Source organism: Pseudomonas sp., from assembly GCF_032058845.1.
In the GTDB taxonomy this organism is placed as follows: Bacteria; Pseudomonadota; Gammaproteobacteria; order Pseudomonadales; family Pseudomonadaceae; genus Aquipseudomonas.
The window spans coordinates 19,790-34,871 of record NZ_DAMCCR010000040.1 but is presented as its reverse complement, the minus strand read 5'-3'; the positions used below and the strand labels follow the sequence as shown (position 1 = coordinate 34,871).

Sequence of the window (15,082 nt, the reverse complement as noted above, 5' to 3'; positions counted from 1 at the left end):
ACCCCGGCACCGGCGGCACCGGCGGGGCGCGGCCAAGGGCAACTGCGCCTGGCCAGCGGTGCGCAGGGTTGCGTGATCAAGGCCTTGAGCCTGAAGGAAGCGTTGCTGGTGGTCCGTCGTGGCGAGACACTGCCACAGGTGCTGGAAAGCGCGGTGCTGGACCTTGAACAGGGCGAGAACGCCGAAGTGGCGCGTCTGAATGGCTATCTGCACGCCATCGCGGCGCTGGAAGCACGCCCCGACAGTGACTGGCTGCAGCTGACCTTCAAGTTCGTCGACCAGGATGCGCAGAAGCTCGACTACCTCTCCCGCCTGATCGCGCGCGGTACTGCGCAGAAGCACTTCACGCCCGGGGGGTGATCTGCGCGGTGAGGGTGATGGCTGAAGGGTGCAGGAAGGGATCGGTTCCGGATCTTGAGCTGAGCGTTCAGGGCGGCTGCGCCGCCCATCGCGGCTAAAGCCGCTCCTACAGGACCGCGTTGCTGTCGACAAAGGCCTGGTCCGACCGTTTGTCAGTCCCTCATGAAAGACAGTTGGCTCCCACGGGATGGCGTCCAACCCTGTGGGAGCGGCTTTAGCCGCGATGGCCGGCACAGCCGGCCCCCTGGACATCACGCGTTACTACAGGTCAATCGAGCTTGAGCACCTTGGCCAGAACGATCTTCGGGCCTTTCATCTTCTTGATGATGATGCGCAGGCCCTCGACTTCCAGCAGCTCTTCTTCTTCCGGCACGCGCTTGAGGGTCTCGTAGACCAGGCCCGCGAGGGTCTCGGCTTCGATGTGATCGAGGTCGACGCCCAGCAGCCGTTCGACCTTGAACAGCGGTGTATCGCCACGCACCAGCAGCTTGCCGGGCTGGTAGGCAAGGATGCCGCGCTCGGTCTTGCGGTGTTCGTCCTGAATATCGCCGACCAGTACTTCCAGCACATCTTCCATGGTCAGGTAGCCGATGACCTTGCCGTCGGCTTCTTCCACCAGCACGAAGTGCGCACCGCCCTTGCGGAACTGCTCCAACAATTCCGACAGCGGCATGTGCCGCGACACGCGCTCCAGCGGGCGGGTGAGGTCGTCGAGGTCGACGGTGTCCGGGCGGTGGTCGGGCTCGGCCAGTTCCAGCAGCAAGTCCTTGATGTGCAGCAGGCCGATGAACGCTTCGCGCTGGGCGTCGTAGACCGGGTAGCGGCTGAACTTGTGGCGACGGAACATCGCCAGGATTTCCTTGAGCGGCGCCCGCGAATCGAGGCTGATCATGTCTTCGCGGGAGTTGGCCCAGTCGACCACTTCAAGCTCACCCATTTCCACGGCCGAGGCCAGCACGCGCATGCCCTGATCGCTCGGGTCATGGCCCCGGCTCGAGTGCAGGATCAGCTTGAGCTCGTCGCGGCTGTAATGGTGCTCGTGGTGCGGACCAGGCTCGCCTTGGCCGGCGATACGCAGGATGGCGTTGGCGCTGGCGTTGAGCAGGTAGATGGCCGGGTACATGGCCCAGTAGAACAGGTACAGCGGCACCGCCGTCCACAGCGACAGCAGCTCGGGCTTGCGGATCGCCCAGGACTTGGGCGCCAGCTCACCGATCACGATGTGCAGGTAGGAAATGACGAAGAAGGCGATGAAGAACGACACGCCTTTGATCAACTCCGGGCTGTCGACGCCCAGGTAGGCCAGCAGCGGTTCGAGCAAGTGCGCGAATGCCGGCTCACCGACCCAGCCCAGGCCCAGCGAGGCCAGGGTGATGCCCAGCTGGCACGCCGACAGGTACGCGTCGAGCTGGCTGTGGACTTTGCGCAGGATGCCACCGCGCCAGCCATGCAGCTCGGCAATCGATTCGACCCGGGTTGAGCGCAGTTTGACCATGGCGAACTCGGCGGCGACGAAGAAGCCGTTGAGCAAGACCAGGAACAGCGCGAAGAGAATCATGCCGAAATCGGCAAACAGCGAGGCAAGGCTAAACGCAGGGGAAGGGTCCATGATGGATTTTTTACGGGGTCCGTCAGTGATGGGTGGGGGAAAAAAAGTGCCAGCACAGGCCGGCACAAGCGATCCAATGTAGCGGGTGAGACCATAAAAGCAAAGTATGGTGCCGATAACACGCAGCCTGTGCAGGCATCCGCTTGCTCGCGATGGCGTGTGAAGCAGCCCTGACAAACCTGACAAGCCCTGACTGGAGTCACGCGATTGCAGCCATCGGACCTGCCATGCCGCCCGCTGACCACCCGACGGTGTGAACTGCAAATGCCCGCGCAGATCCCTGTGGGCGCGACGAGAGTCGCGCGGGGCGGCGAGGCCAGCGCATGGCAGGCAACATGGCTTCAACTGACGAATCCCGCCCACACAACCCCTTTGCCCGGACTTGAACGAAAGACGGTTGGCCCTCTCACGGGCCCGCGCTCTGCGCGACAGCGTGGCGCCTTGCCGCGGGCGAACGCCCACGATGTGCAGCGGCTAGCGTCGTTCCTGCAGGACCGCGATCTGGCTCAAGGGGAAATGGCAGGTAAAGGTGCTGCCATGCCCCACCACACTGCTGATTTCCAAACGCGCGCGGTGGCGCAGCAGCACGTGCTTGACGATTGCCAGCCCAAGGCCAGTGCCGCCGGTATTGGAGGCGCGGCTGGAGTCGACGCGGTAGAAACGTTCGGTGAGGCGCGGCAGGTGCTTGGCCTCGATGCCAGGCCCCGAGTCCTGCACCGTCAGGTGCGCGCCCTGGGCATCCGACCACCAGCGAATGCGGATGACGCCGGCGTCCTGGGTGTACTTCACCGCATTGAACACCAGATTGGAAAAGGCGCTGCGCAGCTCGGTTTCACTGCCCTTGAGGCTGACGCCCGCCTGCGCCTCCAGGCTGATCTGCTGCCGGCGCGGCCCGGACAGCGCCTGGGCATCGGCCTGGATGGCCTTGAGCATGGCATCGATGGCCACCGGCTGGTTGTCGGACGGGTAGTCGGTGGCCTCGAGCTTGGCCAGCAGCAGCAGGTCATTGAGCAGGGTCTGCATGCGTGAGCCTTGCTGGCTCATCTGCTGCAGGGCACGCGCCCAGCGCGGATTCACCTCATCGACGTTGTCGAGCAACGTCTCCAGGTAGCCGGCGATGACGGTCAGCGGCGTGCGCAGCTCGTGGGAAACATTGGCGACGAAGTCTTTGCGCATCTGTTCGAGCTGATGAATCCGCGTCACATCGCGTACCAGCATCAGGTGCTCGTTGTTGCCGTAGCGGGTGATGTCCAGCTGCACACGCAGGCGGTCGTTGATGGGCGAGGGGATTTCCAGCGGTTCTGCATAGTTTTCCGCTTCGAAATACTCCTTGAAGCGCGGATGCCGGACCAGGTTGGTCACCGGCTGGCCGCCGTCCTGTGGTGTTTTCAGGCCGAGCAGGGTTTCCGCCGCGCGGTTCCACCATTCCAGGTTGCCGGCGCTGTCGAGCATGATCACCGCATCACGCAGGGCGGCAGTGGATTCCTGCACGCGGTCGATCACCGCTTGCAGGCGCCCACGCACGCGTTGGTCGCGGCGCTGCAGGTGATAGATGCTGTCGAACACCTCACCCCACAGGCCATAGCCGTCGGGCGGGGCTTCGTCGGGCTTGTGGTTGGCCAGCCAGGCATGCAGACGCAGCAGTTGCTTGAGGGTCCAGCCCAGATACAGCGCCAGGCCCAATGCCAGGCTCCAGCCGTACTCGCCACTCACCAGGCCGCCGAGCAGGCAGAGGGTGATCAGCATGAGCAGGTGGCGAATCAGGGTGGCATGCCAGTTCTGGTTCAATTGACGGTCCTTGTGCAGAAAACGTACAGCGCCGGTCGAATTCAGCTCTTGGTCGAGAAGCGGTAGCCGGTGCCGCGAACGGTCTGTACCAGGTTCTCGTAGACCTCGCCCAGGGCCTTGCGCAACCGGCGAATGTGCACATCGACGGTACGCTCTTCGACGTAGACGTTGCCGCCCCAGACCTGATCGAGCAGCTGGCCGCGGGTGTAGGCGCGTTCCTGGTGGGTCATGAAGAACTGCAACAGGCGATATTCAGTCGGCCCCATTTCGGCAGGCTTGCCGTCGATGGTCACGCGGTGGCTGATCGGGTCGAGCAGCAGGCCGCCGATTTCGATGGGTGCTTCGCTGTCGGCAGGGCCGGTGCGGCGCAGCACCGCCTTGAGCCGGGCGACCAGCTCGCGGGGCGAGAAGGGCTTGGTGATGTAGTCGTCGGCGCCAACCTCCAGGCCCTGGATCTTGTTGTCTTCCTCGCCTTTGGCGGTGAGCATGATGATCGGAATGGACCCGGTCAGCTCATCGCGCTTCAGGCGCCGCGCCAGCTCGATGCCGGAGGTGCCGGGGAGCATCCAGTCGAGCAGGATCAGGTCCGGCTTGCGGTCGACGATGATGGCGTGCGCTTGCTGCGAGTTCTCGGCTTCGAGACAGTCATAGCCGGCCATTTCCAACGCCACGGCGATCATTTCACGAATGGGTGCTTCGTCGTCGACGATCAGAATGCTTCTGCCAACCATGCTCTGGACCTCTCCTGGGGTAACCGTGTCGTGCAGCGCATTAGATAACGGAATTATTGCAGCTGTGTGACAGGTGATCGTGCAGGCTACGTTCTGCGTGGGCTGGCGGCAGGTCAGAGGTGTTACCGCAATGCGTAGTCCAGCACCACACCCACGAATACCAGCAAACCCGCCCAGTGGTTATGCAGAAAGGCCTTGAAGCAGGCATCGCGATCCAGGCTGCGGGTCGACCGGAATTCCCAGACGAAGCACGCAGCCGCGCCCAGTACCCCCAGGTGGAACCAACCCCCGAGCTCGAAGCGGTTGCCCGCCAGCAACAGGCAGCCCAACGACAGCATCTGCAAGCTGAGGATGATCACCCGGTCGGCTTCGCCAAACAGAATGGCGGTGGATTTGACGCCGATCTTCAGGTCGTCGTCGCGATCGACCATGGCGTAGTAGGTGTCATAGCCAACCGTCCAGAGCACGTTGGCGATGTACAGCAGCCAGGCGATGGCGGGTAATTCGCCGGTGGCGGCGGTGAAGGCCATGGGAATGCCCCAGGAGTACGCTGCGCCCAGCACCACCTGCGGGTAATAGGTGTAGCGCTTCATGAACGGATAGCAGGCCGCCAGTGCCAGGGCGCCGAACGACAGGCCCACGGTCGTTGCGTTGGTGCACAGCACCAGCACGAAACTCAGGCCTACCAGGCTGGCGAACAGCGTCAGGGCTTCGCGCGAGTTGATGCGCCCGGCGGCCAGCGGGCGATCAGCGGTGCGCTTGACGTGGCCATCGACCTTGCGGTCGGCAAAGTCGTTGATGCAGCAACCGGCAGCGCGCATCAGCACCACGCCGAGACCGAAGATCAGCACGTTGGCCACGGTGGGCGAGCCGTTGCCAGCGATCCATACCGCAGACAGCGTTGGCCATAGCAGCAGATAGATGCCGATGGGGCGGTCCATGCGGCTCAACTGGACGAAGTCCCATGCCCGCGGATGCAGACGGTTGAGCGACTTGAGCATCTGCAGGTACATCAGCGAGCGTCCTTGGCGGCGGCCTGCCACAGGGCAGGCAGGAAGATTTCAGCGACCAGCAGGTTCAGACCGTCGCGCTCGAAACGTGAACGGCGGGCCCAGAGCTGATCGTGGGGTGCATCGGCTGGCAGCCACGCTTGTGGATAGCGGCACACCTCGAGCGGGTGGCGAACGAACGCGTGGTCGCAGAACAGCAGTTCGCCGAGCGAGCGTGTGCCCAGGGCTTCAAGGTCGAGACCGCCACGCTCCAGCGCCGCACGTGACGCGACGCTGCGGGCAAACACCCAAGGCTGGCCATGACCCCGCAGATACACCTCGCGCACCCAGCCTTCAGCCCCGACGGGCAGGCCGAGCGCCTGACATTCGTCAGTACGCAGGGACTGCCAGCCTTCTTGCAGGGGGGCTACGGAAAAGTGCTGGTCAGACAGCTCGCCAAGCCGGCGAGTCAGTGACCCTTGATCGAACAACCAGTCCATCAGGGTGGGCGCCAGCCCAGCGGGCAGATGAGGAAGCGTCAGCCACGCGGCAGCGGCTGCTTGCGGGTTTTGATAGGACACGTCGGTACGCTGATGCAGGCCACGGAGGCGCCGAGCTTAGCATGTTTGCAGGGGGGGTCAGTCCAGCGGACGGCGCCTGTTGGCTTGGTCGGGAACACTGCTGGCAACGGTTGAAGACAGGCAATGGCGCGAAAGCGGTCTGCTATGGCAGCTATGGCATTACCTCCCAGCGACATTGCCGGTTCAGGCACTGGCGTGGGTAGGGGGAGCGTGCCATTCTCAGTTGCGTCTGCCGCAGGTTAGAGCCTGTGGTGCCTTGAGCGCTGCTCGATGGAGCAGCACGGCATAACAAAAAAAATCCCGTCAAAGAGGCTTCATTTATGCGTAAACCCGAACTCGTCGCAGTCATCGCCGAAAAAACCGATATGACCCGGGAAAAGGCCAATCTGGTGCTCAACGCGATACTCGACTCGATCACCGGCGCACTGGACAAAGACTCCGTTACCCTGGTGGGCTTCGGGACCTTCGAGAAACGTCACCGTGGCGCCCGCACCGGCAAGAACCCGCAAACGGGTGAACCGGTGAAGATCAAGGCCAGCAACACGGTAGCGTTCAAGCCCGGCAAGACCTTGCGTGAAATGATCGATACCCCGAGCAAACCAGCCACCTCAGCCAAGTCAACCGCGTCAGCCAAACCAGCCACGCCAGCCAAGTCAACCACGCCAGCCAAACCAGCCGCGTCGGCAAAGCCGAGCGCCAAAGGCAAGAAATAGGCCGCTGGGCTTGTTGATCGATGCAAAACGGGCGCCTCAGGGCGCCCGTTGTGTTTTTCATTCAGCACCATCCATGGAAATAGCGACGTCATTCCATACATGTGGATAGAATGCGCTTCTCAGTCACTTTTTAGTCGAGATGCGCAGATGAAGTTCCGTTTTCTGCTGTGGGCCCTGGGGCTGCTCATGGCGCGTGCCAGCCGCAACAACCCGGCGTTTCAGCAGCAGCTCCAAGGCAAGGACCTGGTGTTCCAGATGCAGACCCTGGACGGCAAGGTCGCCCGGCACTTCATCGTGCACGAGCAGCGGGTCAGCAGCCGCTCCGGCCAGCACGCTCAACCGGCGTTCGCCATTGCCTTCGAGGATGCTGCCTACGGCTTCCAGACCCTGCAGGCCAGCAACAAGCAATTGGCGTTCATGCAGGGTGTGCAGGACAAGCGCATCCAGATCAAGGGTAACCCGGCGCTGGTGATGTGGTTTCAGGGCCTGATGAAGTCCCTCAAGCCCAGGAAGAACAGCTGAACGCGCTGCGCCGCGCCCAGCCTCGAGAAGCTCAATTCGGGGCGTTGAACTGCGAGGCCAGCTCGCGCAGCAGTGCTTCGGCATCCAGCACTTTACTGACCACGTCCTCGGCTTTTTCCCGCGTCAGTTCCAGCCGTCCCAGCAAGGCGTCCGGAATCGGCATCAGGGGGCCGGCACCGATGCCGCGTTCGCGCAGCAGGCGGTTGGCCAGGCAGACCAGATTGGGGTAGGCCGCATGCTCGCCCTCGTAGGTGGCGTCGTGCTGGAAGCGCAGGGCCGCGGTGAGTTCCTCGGGCATGTCCCACAGGTTCATCAGCCAGGCACCGACCTGTTCGCGGCTGATACCCAGCAAGTGTTGCTCCACATAGGTGTGTGACAGGTGCGGGTTGACCTCCAGGTGCCGGCAGATCAGCGAGAAATGCGGCGGGAACACATGCGCCAGCAGCAGATAACCGAAGTTGTGCAGCAGGCCTGCCAGGTAGGTCAGGCCGACCTCCGGCCGGCTGGCACGGGGCATGGCGCGGCTCAGGCCCTCAATGACCGCGGCGGTGTAGATCGCCTGTTGCCAATACGGCGTCATCTGTTGCGGGTTGTCCTTGGGCAGGCTGAGGGTCTTGCCCAACGCCAGGCCCAGCGCCAGGTTGATCACCAGGTCGAAGCCCAGCACACGCACGATGGCGTCTTCGACCGAGCGCACCTTGCCGGGTGACGCGTAGTAGGGCGATGCCGCCCAGCTCACGACCTGTGCGGCCAGGGCCGGGTCGGTTTCCACCACGCCAGTGATGTCATCGACGCTGGCGTTGGGGTCGACCCTCAGCTTGATGATGCGCTGCGCGGTGTCGGCCAGCGGCGGGATCTCGATGGTCTGCTCCAGGCGCTGCTGGATACGCCGGGCGGTGAACACCTGCACCGCCTTGAAGATTTCCTGGGAGTCGTCGCCCGGGCGGTCGAAGTTGGGCTGGATCTGCTGCACGTTCTCACCGAAATTGCCGGCACTGGCCTTGTTCAGCAAGCGTTTGAAGGCGTCCTGTTGCAGCTCCAGCCACACACCGCTTTGCCCGGACTCGATAAAGACCGACTCGCCGCTGATCAGGCTCTGTTCGTACAGGCACGGCGAGCTGGTCAGGGCGGGGATACCCGGCAATGTCTTCAGCGCGTGCTTGTCGAGCATGGTTTTCAAGCGCGCTCCGGACACTGCCACCAGCTTGCGCCCCGTCAGCTCCTCGAGGCGCTTGAGGTCGAGCAGCTGGCTTTGTGGGAACAGCACCATCAATGCGCCGACTTCATCGTCCAGCAGGATAGCCTGCACCCTGCGCGCGGCAGGCAACGACAGCGGTGCGTGAACCTCGTGGAAGGCGACGCCGAGCTTGTCGAGCAGCAGTCGGATGACAGACGGTGCGGGTGGGGTTGCGGTGTCGAGGGCAACTTCAGTCATGGTCTGGTCCAGAGTCTGTGTGCAATCGCGAAAGTATAACCAGCCGGGCGCGCAGGCTGGATGGGTTCTGAAACGCTCATCACACCTGACCGTACTGCTGGCCGTGGCGCAGCCAGCGGTCGAGCAGTGGGCTGACGTGCGAGGGCCAACGGGCGAGCAACGCCTGGGCGGCATCGCGTACCGCCGGGAGCAGGTCGGCGTCGCGCATCAGGTCGGCGACCTTGAACTGCAACAGGCCGGTCTGGCGGGTCCCGAGCATCTCGCCCGGGCCGCGCAGCTCGAGGTCTTTCTCGGCAATGACGAAGCCATCGTTGGTCTCGCGCATGATGCCCAGCCGCTCGCGGCCGATCTGCGAAAGCGGTGGGTGGTACAGCAGCACGCAATGGCTGGCGGCACTGCCACGGCCCACCCGCCCGCGCAACTGATGGAGCTGCGCCAGGCCAAGACGCTCGGGGTTTTCGATGATCATCAGGCTGGCGTTGGGTACGTCCACGCCCACTTCGATGACGGTGGTGGCCACCAGCAACTGCAGGTTGCCGGCCTTGAACTCGGCCATCACTGCGGCCTTCTCGGCCGGCTTCATGCGGCCATGGATCAGCCCGACACGCAGTTCGCCCAGCGCACTGGCCAGGTCTTCGAACGTACTCTGCGCGGCCTGGCAGGTCAGCTCTTCGGATTCTTCGATCAGCGTGCACACCCAATAGGCCTGACGGCCCTCGGCGCAGGCGGCGCGGACCCGCTCGACCACCTCGAACCGACGGCTGTCGACCACCAGCACGGTGTTGACCGGCGTACGCCCGGGCGGCAGCTCGTCGAGCACCGAGGTATCGAGATCGGCGTAGGCGCTCATGGCCAGCGTGCGGGGAATGGGGGTGGCGGTCATGATCAGCTGATGCGGGCAGAGCTCGCCGGCCACACCCTTCTTGCGCAGGGCGAGGCGTTGTTGCACGCCGAAGCGGTGCTGTTCGTCGATGATCGCCAGGGCCAGGTGCTTGAACTTCACCTCTTCCTGGAACAGCGCATGGGTGCCGACCACCATGGGTGCGCCGCCGGCGATCTGCTCCAGGGCACTGACCCGGGCCTTGCCCTTGAGCTTGCCGGCCAGCCAGGCGACGTCCAGCCCCAAGGGCTCGAACCAGCGCTTGAACGTGATGTAGTGCTGCTCGGCGAGGATCTCGGTCGGCGCCATGAGCGCCACCTGATAGCCGGCTTCGAGGGCCTGAAGCGCCGCGAGCGCCGCCACCACGGTCTTGCCGGCACCGACGTCGCCCTGTACCAGGCGCATCATCGGCTCGTGCAGGCTCAGGTCATAGGCGATTTCGTTGCCCACACGCTGCTGCGCACCGGTGGGCGCAAAACCCAGGTTGGCCAGGTACTGCGCGGGCAGGCGGGTGGCCTTGGGCAATGCCGGCGCACGGAGCTTGCGCAGGCTTTCGCGCAGACGCTGCTGCGACAACTGATGCGTGAGCAGTTCCTCGAAGGCCAGGCGGTGCTGAGCCCAGTGGTGGCCCTCGGCAAGTTCGTCGACATCGGCGTCGGCCGGCGGGTTGTGCAGGTAGCGGATCGCATCGTCCAGCGGCGCGAGGTGGTAGTCGCGGATCAGCTCGGCCGGCAGCCAGTCCGGCAGGCTGCGCGGGCCGAGCAGGGTCAGGCTCTGTTGGCACAGCAGGCGCAGGCGTTGCTGGGTCAGCCCCTCGGTACTCGGGTAGATCGGCGTGAGGGTCTGTTCGACGGGCGGCGAGGTGTCGTCGCCAGTCAATGCGCGGTACTCGGGATGGTAGATCTCAAGCCCTGAAGCGCCCGGGCGGGCTTCGCCATAGCAGCGCAAGTGCGTGCCGCGCTTGAGGCCTTCCTTCTGCGCATTGCTGAAGTGGTAGAACCGCAAGGTCAGCGTACCGCTGCCGTCACCCAGGCGCACGACAAGGCTGCGGCGTTTGCCCATGGTCACATCGCTGCCGCTGACCACGCCTTCGATCACCGCGTCCTGGCCCGGGCGCAGCTCGCCAATGGGCACCACACGGGTGCGGTCCTGGTAGCGGGCGGGCAGGTGGAACAAGACGTCCTGGAGGTTTTCCAGGCCTACCTTGGCCAGCTTTTCCGCCATGGCCTCGCCGACGCCCTTGAGCGCCGTGACCGACACGTTCGACAGCTCGCTCATGGCTCAGGCCGGTTGTTCGGTCGGCTTGGCCACCGAGCACAAGCGAATGGAGTCTGCGAGGATTTCGATCGCCTTGGGCCGCGGGAAGCTGGCGCGCCAGGCGATGGCCACCGTGCGGAACGGCGCGGGCGCGGTAAGCGGGCGCACTTCGATGATGCCGGGCGCGTAGTGGTGGCTGTGCACAGCCGAGAGCGGCAGGATCGACACGCCCAGGCCCGAGGCCACCATGTGGCGGATGGTCTCCAGCGAACTGGACTCGACCGTGGTGTGGCGCGAGTCGCCGCTCTTGGCCAGGGTCGGGCAGGCTTCCAGCACCTGATCGCGGAAGCAGTGGCCTTCACCGAGCAGCAGGAGGCTCTTGTCGTTGAGCAGGGACGCGTCGATGGTCTTGCGTGCGGTCCACGGGTGGTCGCTGGGCATCAGGGCGCAGAACGGTTCATCGTACAGCGGCAGGGTCAGCACGTCGGCCTCGTTGAACGGCAGGGCGATGATCACCGCGTCCAGTTCGCCATTGCGCAGCTTGTCGCGCAGCACGTGGGTGAAGTTTTCTTCGATGTACAACGGCATCTGCGGTGCCACGCGGTGCAGCTGCGGGATCAGATGGGGGAACAGGTAGGGGCCGACCGTATAGATGGCGCCGACCTTGAGCGGGGCGGTGAGCTGGTTCTTGCCCGCCTGGGCCAGTTCGCGAATGCCTTGGGCCTGTTCAAGCACCTTTTGCGCCTGGGCCACGATGCCCTCACCGACCGGGGTCAGCCGCACAGCGCTCTTGCTGCGCTCGAAGATCAGTACGCCAAGCTCGTCTTCCAGCTTCTTCACGCCGACGGACAGGGTGGGCTGGCTGACATGGCAACGCTCGGCTGCATGGCCGAAGTGCTGTTCCTGGGCGAGGGTAACGATGTAGCGGAGTTCAGTGAGGGTCATAACGTGCGTCCATGAAGTTGCGGGGCCAGCATAGCGGCTGCAATCGATAGACGCACGTTATCAGACCTGCCGATTTATGACAGAACCCTTGCCTCAGCGCCGTTTTTGCAAAGTGAATGCAAACGGCGCGGTGACCGAGATGCTGCCACCGCTGAGAATCTCGGCAGGCGGCTTGGGCAGCGGTTGTGCGCGGCGCAGCATGTCCAGCGTAGCGCGGTCGAGTATGGCGCTGCCAGAACCCGAGACGATCGACGACGACACCACGCGGCCTTCGGCATCGACCACGAAGCTCATCCGCGTCACGCCCTGCAAGTTGCGGCTCCGAGCGTTCGCCGGGTAGTCCTTGTACTTCGCCAGATGCCGTAGCAGGTCGCTTTGCCAGGTCGGCAACGCATTGCTGTTCGACGCGATGCTTGGCGCCGGGGCTGCCGATTTCTTCGGCGGCTCGACGCTGGGCGGCGTGTCGGCCACTTCTTCGCTCGGCGGCTCGTCCTTCGGTGGCTCAGGCTTTTTCACCGGCTGCTTGGGTGGCTGCGGTTTGGGCTTGGGCTTGGGTTTGGCCACGGCGATTTTCGGCTTCGGCGCTTCGGCCAGCTTCGGCAGCGGCGGCTCCTCCACGGGTGCCGGCGGCGGAGGCACGGCCTTGGGCGGTGGCGGCGGCGCCGGCTCGGGCAGCGGAGCCAGCTCCACCACCATCGCTTCAGGCGGCAGTTCCACCACCTGTGGCACCGACCAGTCGAGCATCAGCAGTACCGCAGCGGCATGAAGGCCGAGCACAAGGGCCAAGCTGCCGCCGTAACGCGCCAGTGTTTGCCTTGTCTTGGTCATTTCTTGGCTGCCGTCTCTAGACCCACCAGACCGACCTTCAGGTAGCCAGCCGCACGCATGGTGTTCATGACTTCCATCAGGTCACCGTAATCCACGCCTTTGTCGGCCTGGAAGAAGATGGTGGTTTCCTTGTCGCCATTGGTCTTCGCATCGAGCATCAGACCAAGCAGCTCCTTGACCGGCACCACCTCGTCGCCGACATACAGCTTCTGGTCGGCCTTGACGCTGACGAAGACCGGTTTCTCCGGCCTGGGCGCAGGTTTCGCGCTCGAGGCGGGCAGGTCGACCTTGACGTCGACGGTGGCCAAGGGGGCGGCGACCATGAAGATGATCAGCAGCACCAGCATCACGTCGATGAACGGCGTGACGTTGATTTCGTGGTTCTCGGCGAGGTCGTCGCCACCTTCATTCAGATGCAGGCCCATGGTTTACCCCATTTTCACCATATGCGGGGCAGCGCGATCGCTGCCCTGGTGGTCGAGGTCGCGGCTGACCAGCAGCAGGACTTGCGCCGATGCGTCGGAAACCTGTGCCTTGTAGCCTGCGATGGAGCGGGCGAAGACGTTGTAGATGACCACGGCCGGAATCGCCGCAACCAGGCCCAGGGCGGTTGCCAGCAAGGCTTCGGCGATGCCCGGTGCAACCACGGCAAGGTTGGTGGTCTGGGTCTTGGCGATGCCGATGAAGCTGTTCATGATGCCCCAGACGGTGCCGAACAGCCCCACGAACGGTGCGGTGGAGCCGATGGTGGCGAGCACGCCGGTGCCGCTGCTCATGCTGCGACCGCTGGCGGCCACCAGGCGCTCGAGGCGGAAGCTGACGCGCTCCTTGATGCCTTCTTTCTCGCGGGTATTGGCCGACAGGCGCATCTCTTCCAGCGCGTCATGGACCAGGGTGTGCGCCAGGGTGCCTTCCTTGTTGGAAACCGAACTGGCTTCCTTGAGGCTGGCAGATTTCTTCAGGGCCGTGATTTCACCGCGCAGGCGACGTTTGGCGCCCAGCAGTTCAAAGCCCTTGGCGATCCAGATGGTCCAGGTGATCAGCGAGGCGATGGCCAGGCCGATCATGACGATCTTGACCACGATGTCGGCGTTCTTGTACATGCCCCAGGGCGACAGGTCGTGGGCCATGCCCAGGCTGGTGTCTTCGACCAGTTCTTGCGCTTCGTCATCCAGGACAGGGGCCGCGGCAGCGTTGCCTGCAGTGGCGCCCGGCGCAACCGGTGTGTTGGCGGCGGGGGTCTGCGTGCTCGGCGCCGGTGCGGCAGCGGCGGCTGGCGCTGTGCTGTTGACGGGTTCATCAGCGACAGCGACAGGTGCCAGCACCAGGCTGAACATCAGCGCGGCGATGGCGCCCCAGGCGCGTGACGGAGTTGGCGAAGCTGAAGGTTGATTAGGTGTCATGCTGGCCGGACCTGATGAAGAAAAGAATTGACGTCACCACGGCCCCGTGTAAGGCCGAGAACAGAGAGGCGCGCATTATTGCAATTAATTCTTGTTAACAGAAGTAATAGGATTAACTTTTTGTCGAACGGCTAGCCGACGGGCATCCGGTGTGTCTAGTCTGAGCGTTTGTTATGGGGAGTAGAGTGATGTCAGATCTATCCGCAATGCTCGTAGGGTGCGGGGATGTCGGCGGTCGTCTGGCCCGCCAGTTGCTGGCCAAAGGCTGGGCCGTCAGTGGCCTGCGCCGTTCGGTTCAGCACCTGCCCCAGGGCGTCGTACCCATTCAGGCGGACCTCGGCCAGCTCGCGCTGCCAGCGGCGTGGCCCGAGCGTACGCCCGACTACCTGATCTACTGCGTGTCGGCCAATCAGCACGATGAAGCCGGCTATCAGGCGGCTTATGTCGACGGGTTGCGCCGCGTGCTGGGGTGGCTGGCGGAGAAGGGCCAGCGGCCGCGTCGGCTGCTGTTCGTGTCCAGCAGCAGCGTCTATGCCCAGCAGGACGGTGACTGGATCGACGAGTCGTCCGCCACCGAACCCGAGGGCTATTCAGGCCGCATCATGCTGGAGGCCGAGCGCCTGGCGCTCGATAGCGGCATCCGCGCAAGCGTGGTGCGCTTGACGGGCATCTATGGCCCAGGCCGGGAATGGTTGCTCAATCAGGTTCGCCAGGGGTATCGCGTGGCGCAGGATCCGCCGTTGTACGGCAACCGCATCCATGCCGACGACGCAGCGGGGCTGCTGGCGTTCCTGTTGCAGAAAGATGCCCGGGGCGAGCTGCTGGACGAGTGCTACCTGGGCGTGGACGACGACCCAGCGCCTCTGGCCGACGTGGTGGCCTGGCTGCGTGACTACATGGGCGTAACCCAATGGTCCGATGAGCAGCGGGTCCGGCGCAGCGGCAACAAGCGCTGCAGCAATGCCCGGGCCCGCGCCTTGGGCTGGACGCCGCAGTACCCCAGCTACAAGGCGGGGTACGCGGCGATTCTCGAGGGTTGAA

13 protein-coding genes and 2 pseudogenes are annotated in these 15,082 nt (G+C 64.2%); 4 read left to right on the top strand and 11 right to left on the bottom strand.

Features of this window, described 5'->3' with window-relative positions; genetic code table 11:
- Positions 1-360, top strand: a pseudogene (locus RT028_RS10010) (response regulator); the annotation flags it as partial.
- Between the two features lie 268 nt (positions 361-628).
- Here RT028_RS10010 and RT028_RS10005 read toward each other — a convergent pair.
- The 5 genes from RT028_RS10005 to RT028_RS09985 form a co-directional block, all read right to left on the bottom strand.
- A complete protein-coding gene (locus tag RT028_RS10005; RefSeq protein WP_312934571.1) occupies positions 629-1,969 on the bottom strand; it encodes a hemolysin family protein in 1,341 nt (446 codons plus the stop codon).
- A 474-nt stretch (positions 1,970-2,443) separates the two neighbouring features.
- The gene (phoR, locus tag RT028_RS10000) at positions 2,444-3,715 is read right to left on the bottom strand and encodes a phosphate regulon sensor histidine kinase PhoR (protein ID WP_312934577.1); all 1,272 of its coding nucleotides are present in this window, start codon (positions 3,713-3,715) and stop codon (positions 2,444-2,446) included.
- 83 nt (positions 3,716-3,798) lie between these two features.
- Positions 3,799-4,488: a phosphate regulon transcriptional regulator PhoB gene (gene phoB, locus RT028_RS09995; protein ID WP_312934564.1), complete on the bottom strand. Its 690-nt coding sequence runs from the start codon at positions 4,486-4,488 to the stop codon at positions 3,799-3,801.
- Positions 4,489-4,610: 122 nt separating this feature from the next.
- Positions 4,611-5,501 carry a 4-hydroxybenzoate octaprenyltransferase gene (ubiA, locus tag RT028_RS09990; RefSeq protein ID WP_312934562.1) on the bottom strand — a complete coding sequence of 297 codons (891 nt, stop codon included), beginning with the start codon at positions 5,499-5,501 and terminating at the stop codon, positions 4,611-4,613.
- Positions 5,501-6,058, bottom strand: coding sequence for a chorismate--pyruvate lyase family protein (locus RT028_RS09985; protein WP_312934560.1), 558 nt, complete (start codon positions 6,056-6,058; stop codon positions 5,501-5,503). Before RT028_RS09985 ends, ubiA begins: the two co-directional genes overlap by 1 nt.
- 320 nt (positions 6,059-6,378) lie before the next feature.
- Here RT028_RS09985 and RT028_RS09980 point away from each other — a divergent pair.
- Both RT028_RS09980 and RT028_RS09975 read left to right on the top strand, forming a co-directional pair.
- Positions 6,379-6,645: pseudogene (locus RT028_RS09980) on the top strand (HU family DNA-binding protein); the annotation flags it as partial.
- A gap of 273 nt (positions 6,646-6,918) precedes the next feature.
- Entirely contained in the window at positions 6,919-7,293 is a 375-nt protein-coding gene (locus RT028_RS09975) for an SCP2 sterol-binding domain-containing protein (protein WP_312934558.1), read from the top strand.
- Positions 7,294-7,324: 31 nt separating this feature from the next.
- Here the strand turns inward: RT028_RS09975 and RT028_RS09970 are convergent, their stop codons facing one another.
- The 6 genes from RT028_RS09970 to exbB form a co-directional block, all read right to left on the bottom strand.
- The gene (locus tag RT028_RS09970) at positions 7,325-8,728 is read right to left on the bottom strand and encodes an aminoacyl-tRNA deacylase and HDOD domain-containing protein (RefSeq protein ID WP_312934556.1); all 1,404 of its coding nucleotides are present in this window, start codon (positions 8,726-8,728) and stop codon (positions 7,325-7,327) included.
- A gap of 79 nt (positions 8,729-8,807) precedes the next feature.
- Positions 8,808-10,886 (bottom strand): ATP-dependent DNA helicase RecG, encoded by a 2,079-nt coding sequence (gene recG, locus RT028_RS09965; RefSeq protein WP_312934554.1) that lies wholly within the window; start codon positions 10,884-10,886, stop codon positions 8,808-8,810.
- A gap of 3 nt (positions 10,887-10,889) precedes the next feature.
- Positions 10,890-11,810, bottom strand: a complete 921-nt coding sequence (locus tag RT028_RS09960; protein ID WP_312934553.1) for a hydrogen peroxide-inducible genes activator — start codon at positions 11,808-11,810, stop codon at positions 10,890-10,892.
- 93 nt (positions 11,811-11,903) lie between these two features.
- Positions 11,904-12,638, bottom strand: a complete 735-nt coding sequence (locus RT028_RS09955; protein WP_312934552.1) for a TonB family protein — start codon at positions 12,636-12,638, stop codon at positions 11,904-11,906.
- The gene (gene exbD, locus RT028_RS09950; protein WP_312934551.1) at positions 12,635-13,063 is read right to left on the bottom strand and encodes a TonB system transport protein ExbD; all 429 of its coding nucleotides are present in this window, start codon (positions 13,061-13,063) and stop codon (positions 12,635-12,637) included. Before exbD ends, RT028_RS09955 begins: the two co-directional genes overlap by 4 nt.
- Positions 13,064-13,066: 3 nt before the next feature.
- Entirely contained in the window at positions 13,067-14,041 is a 975-nt protein-coding gene (gene exbB / locus RT028_RS09945) for a tonB-system energizer ExbB (RefSeq protein ID WP_312934550.1), read from the bottom strand.
- 188 nt (positions 14,042-14,229) lie between these two features.
- Between exbB and RT028_RS09940 the strand changes: the two genes are divergently transcribed.
- Positions 14,230-15,081 carry an SDR family oxidoreductase gene (locus RT028_RS09940; protein WP_312934549.1) on the top strand — a complete coding sequence of 284 codons (852 nt, stop codon included), beginning with the start codon at positions 14,230-14,232 and terminating at the stop codon, positions 15,079-15,081.
- Position 15,082: the final 1 nt, after the last annotated feature.

What these genes read in the sequence shown, in the direction of transcription:
- phoB (WP_312934564.1), bottom strand. Translation starts at nt 4,488, where the DNA reads ATGGTTGGCAGAAGCATTCTGATCGTCGACGACGAAGCACCCATTCGT.
- exbB (WP_312934550.1), bottom strand. Translation starts at nt 14,041, where the DNA reads ATGACACCTAATCAACCTTCAGCTTCGCCAACTCCGTCACGCGCCTGG.
- RT028_RS10005 (WP_312934571.1), bottom strand. Translation starts at nt 1,969, where the DNA reads ATGGACCCTTCCCCTGCGTTTAGCCTTGCCTCGCTGTTTGCCGATTTC.
- RT028_RS09970 (WP_312934556.1), bottom strand. Translation starts at nt 8,728, where the DNA reads ATGACTGAAGTTGCCCTCGACACCGCAACCCCACCCGCACCGTCTGTC.
- phoR (WP_312934577.1), bottom strand. Translation starts at nt 3,715, where the DNA reads ATGCTGATCACCCTCTGCCTGCTCGGCGGCCTGGTGAGTGGCGAGTAC.
- RT028_RS09975 (WP_312934558.1), top strand. Translation starts at nt 6,919, where the DNA reads ATGAAGTTCCGTTTTCTGCTGTGGGCCCTGGGGCTGCTCATGGCGCGT.
- RT028_RS09940 (WP_312934549.1), top strand. Translation starts at nt 14,230, where the DNA reads ATGTCAGATCTATCCGCAATGCTCGTAGGGTGCGGGGATGTCGGCGGT.
- recG (WP_312934554.1), bottom strand. Translation starts at nt 10,886, where the DNA reads ATGAGCGAGCTGTCGAACGTGTCGGTCACGGCGCTCAAGGGCGTCGGC.
- exbD (WP_312934551.1), bottom strand. Translation starts at nt 13,063, where the DNA reads ATGGGCCTGCATCTGAATGAAGGTGGCGACGACCTCGCCGAGAACCAC.
- RT028_RS09955 (WP_312934552.1), bottom strand. Translation starts at nt 12,638, where the DNA reads ATGACCAAGACAAGGCAAACACTGGCGCGTTACGGCGGCAGCTTGGCC.
- ubiA (WP_312934562.1), bottom strand. Translation starts at nt 5,501, where the DNA reads ATGTACCTGCAGATGCTCAAGTCGCTCAACCGTCTGCATCCGCGGGCA.
- RT028_RS09960 (WP_312934553.1), bottom strand. Translation starts at nt 11,810, where the DNA reads ATGACCCTCACTGAACTCCGCTACATCGTTACCCTCGCCCAGGAACAG.